The 14664-nt window shown below is 73.2% G+C and carries 14 protein-coding genes and 1 pseudogene; 9 read left to right on the top strand and 6 right to left on the bottom strand.

Annotated features, from left to right (window positions below; translation table 11 throughout):
- The first annotated feature begins 64 nt into the window (after positions 1-64).
- From hutU to hutI, 4 genes are read left to right on the top strand one after another with little or no spacing between them, the layout of a single operon-like run.
- Positions 65-1798 (top strand): urocanate hydratase, encoded by a 1734-nt coding sequence (gene hutU, locus AB0398_RS20485; protein ID WP_366376982.1) that lies wholly within the window; start codon positions 65-67, stop codon positions 1796-1798.
- A gap of 17 nt (positions 1799-1815) precedes the next feature.
- The gene (locus AB0398_RS20480) at positions 1816-3054 is read left to right on the top strand and encodes an allantoate amidohydrolase (protein ID WP_366377234.1); all 1239 of its coding nucleotides are present in this window, start codon (positions 1816-1818) and stop codon (positions 3052-3054) included.
- A complete protein-coding gene (locus tag AB0398_RS20475) occupies positions 3045-4385 on the top strand; it encodes a formimidoylglutamate deiminase (protein ID WP_366376980.1) in 1341 nt (446 codons plus the stop codon). Before AB0398_RS20480 ends, AB0398_RS20475 begins: the two co-directional genes overlap by 10 nt.
- Positions 4386-4402: 17 nt before the next feature.
- Positions 4403-5650 (top strand): imidazolonepropionase, encoded by a 1248-nt coding sequence (hutI, locus tag AB0398_RS20470; RefSeq protein ID WP_366376978.1) that lies wholly within the window; start codon positions 4403-4405, stop codon positions 5648-5650.
- Between the two features lie 144 nt (positions 5651-5794).
- On the opposite strand, the pseudogene AB0398_RS20465 reads toward hutI, so the two are convergent.
- A pseudogene (locus AB0398_RS20465) lies at positions 5795-5954 on the bottom strand (IS5/IS1182 family transposase); the annotation flags it as partial.
- 98 nt (positions 5955-6052) lie between these two features.
- Between AB0398_RS20465 and AB0398_RS20460 the strand changes: the two are divergent.
- From AB0398_RS20460 to AB0398_RS20440, 5 genes are all read left to right on the top strand, one after another.
- On the top strand, positions 6053-7585 hold the full coding sequence (locus AB0398_RS20460; protein WP_366376976.1) for a glycoside hydrolase family 6 protein: 1533 nt from the start codon (positions 6053-6055) through the stop codon (positions 7583-7585).
- A 155-nt stretch (positions 7586-7740) separates the two neighbouring features.
- Positions 7741-8481: a hyaluronoglucosaminidase gene (locus tag AB0398_RS20455; RefSeq protein ID WP_366376974.1), complete on the top strand. Its 741-nt coding sequence runs from the start codon at positions 7741-7743 to the stop codon at positions 8479-8481.
- Between the two features lie 23 nt (positions 8482-8504).
- Positions 8505-8651, top strand: a complete 147-nt coding sequence (locus tag AB0398_RS20450) for a hypothetical protein (RefSeq protein ID WP_366376972.1) — start codon at positions 8505-8507, stop codon at positions 8649-8651.
- A gap of 359 nt (positions 8652-9010) precedes the next feature.
- Positions 9011-9376 (top strand): hypothetical protein, encoded by a 366-nt coding sequence (locus tag AB0398_RS20445; RefSeq protein ID WP_366376970.1) that lies wholly within the window; start codon positions 9011-9013, stop codon positions 9374-9376.
- A gap of 60 nt (positions 9377-9436) precedes the next feature.
- On the top strand, positions 9437-10024 hold the full coding sequence (locus AB0398_RS20440) for a hypothetical protein (RefSeq protein ID WP_366376968.1): 588 nt from the start codon (positions 9437-9439) through the stop codon (positions 10022-10024).
- Between the two features lie 12 nt (positions 10025-10036).
- Here AB0398_RS20440 and AB0398_RS20435 read toward each other — a convergent pair whose 3' ends face one another.
- From AB0398_RS20435 to AB0398_RS20415, 5 genes are read right to left on the bottom strand one after another with little or no spacing between them, the layout of a single operon-like run.
- Positions 10037-10582 carry an NUDIX hydrolase gene (locus tag AB0398_RS20435; RefSeq protein ID WP_366376966.1) on the bottom strand — a complete coding sequence of 182 codons (546 nt, stop codon included), beginning with the start codon at positions 10580-10582 and terminating at the stop codon, positions 10037-10039.
- A gap of 14 nt (positions 10583-10596) precedes the next feature.
- Complete coding sequence (locus AB0398_RS20430) at positions 10597-10947, bottom strand: VOC family protein (protein ID WP_366376964.1); 351 nt, start codon at positions 10945-10947, stop codon at positions 10597-10599.
- A gap of 39 nt (positions 10948-10986) precedes the next feature.
- Positions 10987-11340, bottom strand: coding sequence for a hypothetical protein (locus tag AB0398_RS20425; RefSeq protein WP_366376962.1), 354 nt, complete (start codon positions 11338-11340; stop codon positions 10987-10989).
- A gap of 29 nt (positions 11341-11369) precedes the next feature.
- Entirely contained in the window at positions 11370-13310 is a 1941-nt protein-coding gene (locus AB0398_RS20420; protein ID WP_366376960.1) for a lipopolysaccharide biosynthesis protein, read from the bottom strand.
- Positions 13307-14491 (bottom strand): DegT/DnrJ/EryC1/StrS family aminotransferase, encoded by a 1185-nt coding sequence (locus AB0398_RS20415; RefSeq protein ID WP_366376958.1) that lies wholly within the window; start codon positions 14489-14491, stop codon positions 13307-13309. Before AB0398_RS20415 ends, AB0398_RS20420 begins: the two co-directional genes overlap by 4 nt.
- Positions 14492-14664 lie beyond the last annotated feature (173 nt).

The following is a 14664-nucleotide window of genomic DNA, read 5'->3' as shown; positions in this document are numbered from 1 at the left end:
TTGACTACAACTATTCATCACGCCAGGATGTGAATATCTGAACGACATTCGAGGAGGCACCGCCATGTCAGGACCCCGCCCGGTACGGGCCCCGCGCGGTACGGAACTGAGCGCCCTGGGATGGCAGCAGGAGGCCGCCCTCCGGATGCTCCAGAACAACCTGGACCCCGAGGTCGCCGAGCACCCCGACAAGCTCGTCGTCTACGGCGGCACCGGCAAGGCCGCCCGCGACTGGCGCTCCTTCGACGCGATGGTCCGCACCCTGCGCACCCTCAAGCAGGACGAGACGATGCTCGTCCAGTCCGGCCGCCCGGTCGGCGTCATGCAGACCCACGAGTGGGCCCCGCGCGTCCTCATCGCCAACTCCAACCTGGTCGGCGACTGGGCGAACTGGGAGGAGTTCCGGCGCCTGGAGCAGCTCGGCCTCACCATGTACGGCCAGATGACGGCCGGCTCCTGGATCTACATCGGCACCCAGGGCATCCTCCAGGGCACCTACGAGACCTTCGCCGCCGTCGCCGCCAAGAAGTTCGGCGGCACCCTGGCCGGGACCATCACCCTGACCGCCGGCCTCGGCGGCATGGGCGGCGCCCAGCCGCTCGCCGTGACGATGAACGACGGCGTCGCCATCTGTATCGACGTCGATCCGCGCGCCATCGAGCGCCGCATCGAGCACCGCTACCTGGACGTGAAGGCCGACGACCTCGCCCACGCCCTCCAGCTCGCCGTCGAGGCCCGCGACGCCCGCCGCCCGCTCTCCATCGGCCTCCTCGGCAACGCCGCCGAGCTGCTTCCGCAGATGCTTGCCGAGGGCGCCCCGATCGACATCGTGACGGACCAGACCTCCGCCCACGACCCGCTCTCCTACCTCCCCGTCGGCGTCGCCTTCGAGGACATGGCCGACGCGGCGGCGAAGGACCCGGCCGGGTTCACCGTCCGGGCCCGCGAGTCGATGGCCCGGCACGTCGAGGCCATGGTCGGCTTCATGGACGCGGGCGCCGAGGTCTTCGACTACGGCAACTCGATCCGGGGCGAGGCGAAGCTCGCCGGCTACGACCGCGCCTTCGCCTTCCCGGGCTTCGTCCCGGCGTACATCCGCCCGCTGTTCTGCGAGGGCAAGGGTCCGTTCCGCTGGGCCGCGCTCTCCGGCGAGGCCTCGGACATCCACAAGACCGACAAGGCGATCCTCGACCTCTTCCCGGAGAACGAGTCGCTGCACCGCTGGATCAAGATGGCCGGCGAGCGCGTCCACTTCCAGGGCCTGCCCGCCCGCATCTGCTGGCTCGGCCAGGGCGAGCGCGACAAGGCCGGCGCCATGTTCAACGACATGGTCGCCGACGGCACCCTCGCCGCCCCCCTCGCCATCGGCCGCGACCACCTGGACTGCGGCTCGGTCGCCTCCCCGTACCGCGAGACCGAGGCCATGCTCGACGGCTCCGACGCCATCGCGGACTGGCCGCTGCTCAACGCCATGGTCAACGTCGCCTCCGGCGCCTCCTGGGTCTCCCTCCACCACGGCGGCGGCGTCGGCATGGGCCGCTCCATCCACGCGGGCCAGGTCTCGGTGGCCGACGGCACGGCCCTCGCGGGCGAGAAGATCCGCCGCGTGCTGACGAACGACCCGGGCATGGGCGTCATCCGCCACGTCGACGCGGGCTACGACATCGCCGAGCGGGTCGCGGACGAGAAGGGCGTCCGCGTCCCGATGCGCGAGGGCGACGACGCTTCCGGTTCCCACACGTCAGGTTCCGACGCGTCCGGTTCCGACGCGTCCGGCTCCGGGGAAGGCTCCGCGTGAGCGAGACCTTCCACGCCATGTGGCGCTCGCTGCGGCCCATCGGCCGCAGCGACGCCTCCGGCGGCTACCGGCGCCACGCCTGGACCGGTGCCGACGCCGACTGCCGCCTCTGGTTCCGGATGCAGGCCGAGGCCCGCCGCCTGGACGTCGAGACCGACCGCAACGGCAACCAGTGGGCCTGGCTCGGCGACCCGACGGCCGGCGACGCCGTCGTCACCGGCTCCCACCTGGACTCCGTCCCCGACGGCGGCGCCTTCGACGGCCCCCTCGGCGTCGTCTCCGCCTTCGCCGCGCTCGACGAACTGCGCGCCCGGGGCGTCTCGTTCAGGCGTCCCCTCGCCATCGTCAACTTCGGCGACGAGGAGGGCGCCCGCTTCGGCCTCGCCTGCGTCGGCTCCCGCCTCACCGCCGGACGCCTGACGAAGGAGCAGGCGTACGAGCTGCGCGACGGCGACGGGATCAGCCTCCCGCAGGCCATGGAGGCCGCCGGGTACGACCCCGACGCCATCGGCCCCGACCCCGAACGGCTCGCCCGCATCGGCGCCTTCGTCGAACTGCACGTCGAGCAGGGCCGGGCCCTGGACCTGTCCGGCGACGCCGTCGGCATCGCCTCCGCCATCTGGCCGCACGGCCGCTGGCGGTACGACTTCGCGGGCGAGGCCAACCACGCCGGCACCACCCGGCTCGTCGACCGCCGCGACCCAATGCTCACCTACGCCGAGACCGTCCTCGCCGCCCGCCGCGAGGCCGAACTCGCGGGCGCCGTCGCCACCTTCGGCAAGATCGCGGTCGAGCCGAACGGCGTCAACGCCATCCCCTCCCTCGTCCGGGGCTGGCTCGACGCGCGCGCCGCCGACCAGGACGCCCTGGACGCGGTCGTCACCGGCGTCGAGACGGCGGCCCGCGACTACGCCGACCGGCACGGCATCGACCTCACGGTCGTCCGCGAGTCCTTCACCCCGGTCGTGGACTTCTCGCACGCCCTGCGCGACGAGCTGTCCCGGATCCTGGGCGACGCCGCCGCGCGGACCACCGGCGCCACGGGCGCCACGGGGCCCTCGGGCAAGGTCCCGGTCCTCGGTACGGGCGCGGGCCACGACGCGGGTATTTTGTCCGAATCGATCCCGACCGCCATGCTGTTCGTGCGCAACCCCACGGGCGTCTCGCACTCCCCGGCCGAGTTCGCGGCCGAGGACGACTGCCTGGCCGGGGTCCGCGCACTCGCCGACGTACTGGAGGAGCTGGCGTGCCGCTGACGACCGCGTACTGGCTGGAGCACGCCTGGATCGACCCCGCCGTCGAGCCGGGCGTCGTCCTGGAGGTCACGGACGGCCGGATCACCTCGGTCCGCACGGACGTGGAGACCCCGCCCCCGGGCGCGGAGGTCCTGCGCGGCCTGACGGTCCCCGGCCTGGCCAACGCCCACTCGCACGCCTTCCACCGCGCCCTGCGCGGCACGGTCCAGGTCGGCTCCGGCACGTTCTGGACCTGGCGCGACACCATGTACAAGATCGCCCAGCGCCTCACCCCCGACAGCTACTTCGCCCTCGCCCGCGCGGTGTACGCGGAGATGGCGCTCGCCGGCATCACCTCCGTCGGCGAGTTCCACTACCTCCACCACGCCCCCGGCGGCGCCCCGTACGCCGACCCCAACGCCATGGGCGAGGCCCTGATCGCGGCCGCCGCCGAGGCGGGCGTCCGCATCACCCTCCTCGACACCGCCTACCTCTCCTCCGGCTTCGGCGCCGCCCCCGAACACCACCAGCTCCGCTTCACCGACGGCACGGCGGACGCCTGGGCCGAGCGGGCCTCGGCGCTCAAGGAGCGGGACGGCGTACGGATCGGGGCGGCGATCCACTCCGTACGGGCGGTCCCGGCGGACCAGCTCGCCACGGTGGCCGACTGGGCCCGGCGCCGGGAGGCGCCCCTCCACGTCCACCTCTCGGAGCAGACGGCCGAGAACGACGCCTGCCTGGCGGCCCACGGCCTCACCCCCACGCGGCTCCTCTCCGAACACGGCGTGCTCGGCCCCCGGACGACGGGCGTCCACAACACCCACCTGACCTCCGACGACATCGCCCTCATCGGCTCGTCCTCCACCGGCACCTGCATGTGCCCGACGACCGAACGCGACCTCGCGGACGGCATCGGCCCGGCGGTGGACCTCCAGCGCGCCGGCTCCCCCCTCTCCCTGGGCAGCGACAGCCACGCGGTCGTCGACATCCTCGAAGAGGCGCGGGCGATGGAGCTGAACGAGCGCCTGCGCACCCACATCCGGGGCCACTGGACCGCCGCGTCCCTGCTCCGCGCGGCGACGGCGGACGGCCACGCGGCCCTCGGCTGGCAGGAGGCGGGCGAGCTGACGCCGGGCGCCCTCGCCGACTTCACGACGATCGCCCTGGACTCCGTCAGGACAGCGGGACCGGCACCGCGTCTGGCAGCCGAGACGGCGGTATTCGCAGCGTCGGCAGCGGATGTGCGTCACACGGTCGTGGGCGGTCGTCACGTCGTACGGGACGGGGTCCACTCGTCCGTACCGGACGTGCCCCGGGCCCTCGCCGACTCGATCGCCGCCCTGCGCGGCTGAAGGAGACACCCCCCACCATGAACACCGGCCCCGAGGCGAGGAACAGCGCGGCGGCGACCTCCGCCCCCACGAGCGCGAACAGCGCCGTGGCGACGCCCGCCACCGCCATCGTCAACATCGCGAGCCTGGTCACCAACGATCCCTCCCTCGGTGATGGAAGTCCTCTGGGTCTGATCCGGGACGCGGCCGTCGTCGTCGAAGGCGACCGCGTCGTCTGGGTCGGTGAATCCAGCAAAGCACCGACCACTGACAACCGGGTCGACGCGGGCGGCCGGGCCGTGATCCCCGGCTTCGTCGACTCCCACTCGCACCTGGTCTTCGCGGGCGACCGCACGGCCGAGTTCAACGCCCGCATGTCGGGGCAGCCGTACAAGGCGGGCGGCATCCGCACGACGGTGGCGGCGACCCGCGCGGCGAGCGACGAGGCCCTGTCGGCGAACGTCGCCCACTACCTGCGCGAGGCCCTCGCCCAGGGCACGACCACCTTCGAGACCAAGTCCGGCTACGGCCTGACGGTCGAGGACGAGGCCCGCTCGCTGCGCATCGCCGCCGGGCACACGGACGAGGTCACGTACCTCGGCGCGCACATCGTCTCCCCCGACCACGCCGACGACCCGGCGGCCTACGTCGACCTGGTCACCGGCCCGATGCTGGATGCCTGCGCCCCGTACGCCCGCTGGGTGGACGTCTTCTGCGAGAAGGGCGCCTTCGACGGCGACCAGGCCCGCGCGATCCTCACGGCGGGCAGGGCGAAGGGCCTCCACCCCCGCGTCCACGCCAACCAGCTCTCGTACGGCCCCGGCGTCCAGCTGGCGGTGGAACTGGACGCGGCGAGCGCGGACCACTGCACGCACCTGACGGACGCGGACGTGGACGCGCTGGCCTCGGGCAACACGGTCGCCACGCTCCTCCCCGGCGCGGAGTTCTCCACCCGCGCCGAGTGGCCGGACGCCCGCCGCCTCCTGGACGCGGGCGTCACGGTGGCCCTCTCCACGGACTGCAACCCCGGCTCCTCCTTCACCTCCTCCGTCCCCTTCTGCATCGCCCTGGCGGTCCGGGACATGCGCATGACCCCCGACGAGGCCCTCTGGTCCGCCACGGCCGGCGGCGCGGCGGCCCTCCGCCGCACGGACGTCGGCCGCCTCACCCCCGGCGCCCGGGCCGACCTCACCCTCCTCAACGCCCCGTCTCACGTCCACCTGGCCTACCGGCCGGGCGTGCCGCTGGTGTCGGAGGTGTGGCGGAGCGGAGTGCGGGTGGTCTGAGGGTCCGGTCCGAGAACCGTCGCGGCGCAGGATGCCGGGGTGAACTCCACACCCGATGCGGCGAGTTGGAGAACACGCTGATCAGAAAGGGTGTTCCGGCCGACGGCCTCGTGCACGAGGCCGTCGGCGTGAGCGGCGTCCGCCGAAGCATCCGAGCCTGCGCCAAGGGGTGTTACGCACCCGTCGGGGCTCGTGGAGCAGCCGGGGAACATGCTCGACCAGCTCGCGCGGGACGTCGGGCATGGCAGGATGCGGAAACCTTCAGGGCCCCTTCGATCGCTGATGTGCCGAGTGGGATCAGCACGCCGACGACGAGGGGCCCTGCCTCGTCACCACGCCCTCTGAACAGCCCCTTCCACCCTCCAGCACCGGGTGGAAGGGACTCATCGAAGGAAGTCGAGCATGAGACGTCTCTCCCTGCCCCTCGCCGCCCTCGCCGCGTCGGCGCTCACCGCAGGTCTTCTCACCCTTCCGACCCCCACGGCCCAGGCGGCCCCGGAGCAGGCCGTATACGGCGAGCTGGCCCAGAACGGTACTTTCACCACGACCACCGAGCACTGGTGGGGAACCCCCGGCGCGTCGGTGAACTCCGTCGGTGGCGCGCTGCGGGCGACGGTCGAGCCGGCTCCCGCGAGCCAGGTGGGCCAGCTCTACCGCACGGTCGTGGGCCAGAACGACATCAAGCTGCGCCGGGGCGCCCGGTACACCCTCTCCTTCGACGCCAGGGCGTCCACGGCCGCGAAGATCAAGTCGACCGTTCAGCTGGGCACCGACCCGTATCCGGAAACCCTGGCGAACACCCTCGACCTGACCACCACCACCCAGCGCTTCAGCTGGACCTTCACCTCCTCGTTGGCCTCGGACGACGGCCACATCGACTTCCAGGTGGGCGGCCAGCCCGTACGGACCGACATCACCCTCGACAACGTCTCGCTGACGACGTCGACGGCGCGCGAGGGCTTCTTCGTCGATCCCGACTCCAACGCGCGCAGGTGGGTGGACGCCCACTCCGCGCCCCACCCCGTCGACGCCCGTGCCGCCAGGATCGGCAGCCAGGTGGCCGACCGGACGACCGTCAAGTGGTTCGGTGGCTGGAACACGGACATAAAGACGGCCGTCGACGACTACGTCACCAGATCCACGGCCGCCGGACAGCTGCCGACGCTCGTCGCCTACAACATCCCGGGCCGTGACTGCGGCGGCGCCTCCGGCGGCGGCGCGAAGGACGTGGACGCGTACAAGGCCTGGATCAACGGCTTCGTCGCCGGCATCGCCAAGCGGCCGGCGCTCGTCGTCCTGGAACCGGACGCCGTGGCCCAGGCCGACGTGGAGCAGAACTGCCTCACCCCGCAGGGGCGCGAGGCCCGCTTCGACATGCTCTGGTACGCCAACCAGCACCTCGACGCGCAGGGCCCGCACGTCAAGACGTACATCGACGCCGGCAACGCGACGTGGACGCTGGGCGCGCGGCGCGAGGACAACCCGGCGGACCAGGGCATCGGCCTGAGCGACATGGCCGACCTGCTGGGCCGTTCCGGGATCTACCTGGCCGACGGCGTGGCGGTGAACGTGGCCAACTACCACTCCACCGACATCTCCAACGACTACGGCCGCCGACTCGCCGCACGGGTCAAGGAGCGACTGGGCGTCGACACCACCTGGGTCGTGGACACCTCCCGCAACGGCAACGGCGCCTACAGGGTCCCCGGGAACGAGACCAGCGGACAGGTCGGCTTCTGCAACCCGCCGCTGCGCAAGCTGGGCCCGGCATCCCGAGTCGGTGAGGGCGGCGCCGCGTACTACCTGTGGATCAAGAACCCCGGCGACTCCGACGGCCGGCACCTCGACGACGCGCGCTGCCCGGTGGACGGCCCCCAGTACAAGGCCGGTGACTTCTCACCCGAGTTCGCGGAACGCCTCATCGACGGCAGCTGACGGCCCGGAACGGTCCGCCCCCACCACACCGTCGTCACCGCCACCGAAGCGGGCACGTGGGGGCGGAACGACCAGCGAAAATCGCCTGACCACACTTGTGCGCAGGGTGAGTTCTGGCGTGAAATACGCTTCCGCTTCCAGAACAAGGAGACACCATGACTGTGGGACGCAGGATTTTCCTCGGCGGCTTCACCGCGGGAGCCGTGACGCTGGCGGCGGCCGGCACCGCGGCCGCCGCTCCGGAGGCGGCGCCGGGGGACCCGACCGTGTTCGACGGGCCGGTCGTCGCCAAGAACTTCCGCGCCGATGGGACGGCGAACGCGGCCTTCCTCAAGACCACCTCGACGACCGAGCACGCCCTGACGGTCTACCAGGCCGGTACGTCGGGCTCCGGGGTGGCCCTGAACATAGTCTCCGACAACCCGCAGACCTCGGCGGTCTACCTGACCGGCCGTGAGGTCGACCGCGGCACCCTGAAGATCAGCCACGTGGGCCGCCCCGACGGCACCGACACGGGCGCCTCCGCGATCTCCATCGACCTGAAGACCGCCGGCACCGCCAGCCAGGGCATCTTCCTCACCGCCACCGAGGGCCCGACCACCGGCAACCTCATCACCCTGCGCAACAACCCCGGTGTGGAGGACCTCGCCGTCAAGGGCAGCGGCCGCATCGGCATCGGCATCGAACGCGGCGCGACCCCCTACGCCCAGGTCCACATCGTGCAGCGGCCCACCACCCCGGCCGGCCTCCTCGTCGAGGGCACCGTCCGCGTCGGCAACGCCGCCACCGTCCCCACCGGCATCGACTCCAAGGGCGGCGGCGCCCTCTACGCCAAGGACGGCGCCCTCTACTGGCGCGGATCCGCCGGCACCGTCACCCAGATCGCGTCCGCCTGAACGGTCACCCCACGGAACACACCATGCAACTGACACCCGAGCAACTCGTCTCGGAGTTCCACGACGCCGTCATGGAGCTCTACTTCGCCCGCAAGCGGATCGCCGTCCTTGAGGAGGAGAACGCGGCCCTGCGCACGGAACTCGACCGTGCGTCCAGCACGACCGACTGACCGAAGCCGGTACCGCGCGGCGGACTCAGGTGCTCCCCGGAGCCGCATCACTGCGGGCCCACCTCCCTGTGGATCGGCTCCTGACCTCGTCCGCCGCGATCACCATTACGTCCCCGAGCCGACTCCTGGGACCACCTTTCCGATCATGCGATCGTCGGCCCGATCCCGATCCCGATCCCGAAGCGACGCGAATGCCCCGAGCTCGTCACACGATCTTGTCGATCACCTTGACGGGCTCGTGTCGCTCGTAGACTCCGCTCCCTGTGCGACGAGTTCGGTCCCTTGAGCCGCGACCACCGCGTGGCGGACCTGGGGAGCGAGATCGCCGCTCTGAGCACGCCGTGACGAGAGGGGTAGGCATGACGCAGACCGAGGGTGCACGACTGTTCCGGGAAACCTGGATCGCGGGAGTGCGCCGGCACTTCCCCGGCGAGCCGAAGGCCGGTTACGTCACGCCGTGGGACGACACCCCGCAGTGGGAGCGCGAGGCGGCGGGTGCCGTGTACGAGCAGGTGCGGCAGTTCGTCGAGATCAGCGGCGGTACGACGGCCCGGCTGTCCCGCGAGCAGAAGGGCCGCTTCGTCGCGACGTGCTGGACGGCGCAGATGTACAAGCACTTCGAGGACCCGAAGCCCGGATACGTGGCCGACTGGCCCGAGCTGCCCGTCTGGCAGCAGGAGACGGACGCCGACGTCTTCGAGGCCGTCGAGAAGTCGCTGAGCTGACGAACCGGTCGCGCGAAACGCGGTGGCGGGCGCCCGCCCGGGCGTGTGACCGTTCCGGGCATGGGTGATTCGAGGGCGTACGCGGTCTTCCGGACCACTGACGCGGCGACGGCGTACGCGCGGGCCGAGCGTCTGTGCGGGTTGCTGGAGGAGAGGGACGACGAGGTCGGGCTCTTCGCCGAGCTGCGGACGGTCGCGGAGCTTCGGGCCATGGCGGAGGTCCTGCCCGGGGCGAGGTACGACTACGTGAACCGGCGCACCGGGCCGGACGGAGAGGACGTCTGGTTCGACCTGGACGTCGACGCGACGGACGACGCCACGTTGGAGCCGCACCTTCCGCTGGACCTCTTTGAGGACGCGCCGACCGGGAGCGTGGAGGATCGCTTCGTCAGGGTTCTCGGCCGGGGCACGGCCGCCGTCGACTGGCACGGCCTGTGGCCGGACGACCCGGAATCGGACCGGTCCCCGTCGGCGAAGTACGACGGCGTCCAGGTCGTGTTCCACGGCGAGGACGCCCAGTGGGGCCGGTGGGCCGAATACCACACCGTCTTCGTCCACGTGAGCAAGTTCGGCGACCTGTCCCGGGCCCGGAAGCTCGCCTCGTACATCGGCGGCGAGGTGCTGGGCGAGCCGCAGCTCGGCTGGTGACGGCGCGGCGCCTCAGCCGCCCGCCGTGCCGGGCGGCTCGTCCAGCAACAGCTGCAACAGTCCCACCAGGGTCGCGCCGCTCACGATCTCGCGACGGGCGATCATGCCCCGGACGTCCGCGAGGGGGATCCACTCGATCCGGTCCGACTCGTTGAGCTCGGTCGGCGGGCCCTCGTGCACGGCGCCTGCGGCCCGGAAGACGTGGTGCCGGGCGTCGGTGATGCCGTTGGCGGGTTCCGAGTAGATCAGCGGGGTGAGGGGGCCGGGGCGCCAGCCCGTCTCCTCCAGGACCTCGCGGGCCGCCGCCTCCGCCGGGGTCTCGCCGTCCTCGACCAGGCCCATCGGCAGTTCCCAGGCCCACACGTCGGTGACGAAGCGGTGGCGCCACATCATCAGGACCTCGCGCCGGTCGTTGACGACGGCCGCGACGGCGAGATCGCGGAGCTTGACCACGTAGTACTCGTCCCGCTGCCCGTCGGGCCGCTCGACGTCGGCGAGCCACAGGTTCACCCAGGGGTACTCGTGGAGCGGACGCTCCCCGTGGACCTTCCAGCGCATGGCGACGGCTCCTCTCAGGCCCGGTGGCCGAGCACGTTGACGACCCGGCCGTCCGGGTCCCGCACGAAGAAGCGCCGCACGCCCCAGTCCTCGTCCGTCAGCGGGTGCACGACCTCCGCGCCCGCCGCCCGCACCGCCGCGTACACCGCGTCCACGTCCTCCACCTCCACGCTCAGGTCCGGGGTGACCGGGGCGGTCAGGTCCGCGCCCATCAGGCTGACCTGGGCGGCGGGGACGGCCGGCGAGGCCAGGGTCGCGATCCAGCCGTGGTCCATGACCTGCTCGAAGCCGAGGAGACCGTAGAAGTCCCTGTTCTCCTCCGGGGATTCCGTACGGAGGTTGGGGACGACGCGGCGCACGCTCATCGGGTACTCCTCGGCACGGGAAACGGCGATCGACGGCTTTCAGCGGAACTCGTGGACCACCTGGATCTCCCCCACGATATGCGCGTTGAACTCCTCCAGCTCCCCCGCCGGCACCCACAGCTCCAGGATCGTCCGCCCGCCCGCCTGCTGGACCGGGTACCTGCCCAGGAACTCCGTGTCGACCTCGAAGCGCGTGACGAAGCCCGCGCCGTCGTGCTTGACGTTCCAGTCGCGGGCGATCCGGATCGCGTAGTCCTCGTTCATCACCGGATAGAAGATCGGCTGCTCCGGAAGCCGCGGCGGCCAGGCGCGCCAGCCCGACTCCCGGACGAGGTCCAGCTCCACGGGGCCCGTGGGGCGCCAGAGGGTCGTCGTCGGGCGGGGGGTGGTCATGGCGTCGCCTTCTTCAGGGAAAGGGGAGCTCAACGGTAGCGACGGGTCTGTCGCCGTGACCACGGGTTTTTCGGGGCGGTGGGCGAGAAGTCCCTTTCTGAGTAGGGCACTTCGCCGTGTCCCCGTCTTCGCGGGTCAGTCACGGAAAGACCGGGTGTCCCTGTCTCCGGGCGTTGCGGGCCGGTACCGTCCTGTCCTGGCAGGACTCGGGGGGGGGAGAGAGACCGGGGGGTCGGCAGGGTGAGCGCTGTCCGCATGCGGGTCGTGAGGCCGGGGGAGTTGAGCGCGCGCGAGATCGGGGCCTGGCGGGAGCTGCGCGCCACGTCCGGCGCGCCCGCCAATCCCTTCATGGAACCGGAGTTCACGCGCGCGGTCGCCGAGGTGCGGCCCCGCGCCCGGGTCGCCGTCTGGTGGGAGGGGGACGAGCCCGTCGGGTTCTTCCCGTACGAGAAGGGCCCGGGGGCGGGGGCGCGCGGCCGTGGCGCGTCCACGGAGGTGCCGTACGCGGGCGTCACCGCGTCCACGGGGACGCCGTACGCGGGCGTCACCGCGTCCCGGGCGGCCGTGGCGCGTGAACGGGCCCTCCGCCGCGCCCAGTCGGTGCCGTACCCGTCGTCGTCGGGGGCGGCGGGCGCCCCCGGCTCCCGCCCCTTCAGGACGGCCCGCAGCCCCGGCGCGCACGCCGCGGCCGTCACCGTCATCCCGCCGAGGACCGCCCAGCCGGCCCCGCTGATGCCGTACGGGCCGAGCAGCACGGCCGCGCCGCCCAGGACCAGGACGCACATGCCGGCCTGGACGGCGGCGAGCACGCCGGTGCGGCCCTGGACGCGCAGGACGCCGATGTACAGCTCCACCACGACCCGGGGGAGCGCCCCGGCGGCGAGCAGCCGCAGCACCGTGGAGCCGTGGTCGGTGTAGCCCCGGCCGAAGGGGGTGAGGACCAGCGGCGCGAAGAGGACCAGGACGAGGACGACCGGGACGAGCAGCAGCACCATCCGGCGCAGCGCGCCCCGGACGCCCTCGGCGAGGGACTCGGGGCTGTGCGAGGCGTGCGCGGTGAGCGGGGAGGCCATGTTGATGGCCATGAACTCCATGGTGCCGTCGACGGTGTACGCCGTGTAGAAGAAGGCGTTGTGCGCGGCGTCGAAGCGGACCGCGACCATGACCGGCAGCAGGCTGATCATGGCCAGGCTGAAGAAGGCGCCGGCCGCGTCCCCGGCGACGAACCGCCCGATCTCGCGGTACGCGGGGGTTTCGCGGTCCCGGTCGGCGCGGACCTGCTGCGGGATGAGCCGGCGGAAGACCAGCCAGGCCAGCGGGACCGTGGAGAGCGCGATCGCCGCCGCCCAGGAGACGAAGACGCCCAGGACGGGCAGGGCGGCGGCGAGGAGGACGAGCAGGACCAGCTTGCCGAGGGAGAAGACGGCGTTGCCCACCGGCACCCAGAAGGCCTTCCGCAGACCGGTGAGGACCCCGTCCTGGAGGGTGAGCAGCGCCCAGCCGACGGAGGACAGGACGAAGAAGAGGCCGGCGGAGAGGGTGCCGAGCGGGGCGTACGAGGGCCCCCACAGGTCCAGGGTGAGCAGGAAGATCCCGGAGGCGGCGGCCACCACGACCGTGCTGAGCAGGTAGAGGCGGGCGACGAGCGGGCCGGTGGCGCGGCCGGCCCGGGGGACGTAGCGGACGACCGCGCCGGAGAGGGTGGTGGCGGTGACGGAGGCGAGCATCCGCTGGGCGGCGATGGCGGCGGAGCCCTGTCCGACGGCCTCCTCGGTGTAGTGACGGGCGGCGATCAGCCAGAAGCCGAGGCCGAGGGCGGCGGAGACGCCGGTGGAGAGCATGAGGGCGTAGGCGTTGCGGAAGAGCGAGTCCTCGCCGCGGGAGCCGCCGTCGCCGCCCTTCGTCCCGGGGGCGCCGGGCCGCCCGGGGGCGTCCGGGGCGGCGCCCCGGGGCGGTCCGGCCCCGGTCACCGGGCGCCGCCGGGGACCGCCGACGGGTGCGCGGGCCGCACCCCGGCGGCCCGCAGGGCGGCGAGGGCGGCGCCGGCGCGGCGCGGGTCGACGGGCAGGGCGTGCCGGGCGAACCAGGCGGCCCGCTCCGGCGCGGGGGAGGGGTCGGTGAAGCGCGCGCCCGCGTAGGCGTCGAGCGGCGGGTCGTAGAGGTAGCCGGTGGTGATCCTGCGCCGGGCGAGGGCGGCGACGGCCGCGTCCCGGTCCTCGACGAGCAGCGGCACCCGGAAGAGGGGCCGGGCCTCGCCGCCGGAGCCGTACTCGCTGGCCAGGAGCCGGGCGGTGCCCGCCCGGTGGGCGTCGAGGACGGCGTCGAGCCGGGCCAGCCGGCGGCCGGTGCGGCGGAGCCGGGCGGCGCCCGGCCGGAGCCGGTGGTCGTGCAGGTCGACGCGGATCCAGGAGTGGAAGGGGTCGAGCGCGGGCGCGGCCGGGAGGGCCCGTTCCAGGGTGCCGGGGCGGAGCGCCATCCGTATCCCCTCCCGCTCCTCCCGGCCGAGCGCCCGCAGCGCGGCGCGGGCGGCCCCGGTCAGGCGCAGTCCGCGCACGGCGGCCTCCGCGTACGGCCGTGCCAGGTGGGCGAGTTCGGCGGTGGTGCGGGCCGGGTGGAGCAGCGCGTCGCGGGCGGCGGCCGGTTCGTCGCGCAGGGCCGGGCCGGCGAGCGCGAGGAAGCCGCCGGTCCCGGCGCGGGCGTGCTGGGAGAGGCTGAAGACGGACGCCTCGCCGTACGTGCCGACCGGGCGTCCGCCGACGGTGGAGCCGATCGCGTGGGCCGCGTCCTCGATCAGCGGGACGCCGAGCCGGTCGCAGCGCTCCCGCAGCTCCGGTGCCGGGTCGGGGTTCCCGTACAGATTGGTCGTGAGGACGGCGGACAGGCCGCTCCAGACGGAGCCGGGGACGGCCGCCGCGTCGAGGGAGCCGTCGCGCGGGTCGAGCGGCGCCTGCACCGGGCGGAGGCCGGCGGCGAGCACGACGAAGAGGATGACGTCGTCGTTGACCGGCGACATCAGCACCCGGCCGCCGGGGGCGCACCAGTGGCGCAGCGCGAGGTGGAGACCGAGGCGGCACGACGGCAGATAGAGGCACTCCCTGCCCCCGAGCCGGTCGCGCATCCGCCCTTCCAGTTCCGCGTACGCGGAAACCATGCGATTCCCCCCTGGAATCCCCGGGCTCGACGTGGCCCGGTCCGGACGGCGCGTCGACCACGCGGCCCGGCCGCGGGGGGGGGGGGCGGGGGGCGGGGGGGGGGCGCCGCCGGGGCCCCTTGGCCCCGCGGGCGGGAGCGACCCCCCCCTCGGGATGGCGGGGGGGGGCGCGC

Source organism: Streptomyces sp. NPDC086147, assembly GCF_040702165.1.
In the GTDB taxonomy this organism is placed as follows: Bacteria; Actinomycetota; Actinomycetes; order Streptomycetales; family Streptomycetaceae; genus Streptomyces.
The sequence above is the reverse complement of the archived record's forward strand: the minus strand, read 5'-3'. Positions and strand labels throughout refer to the sequence as shown.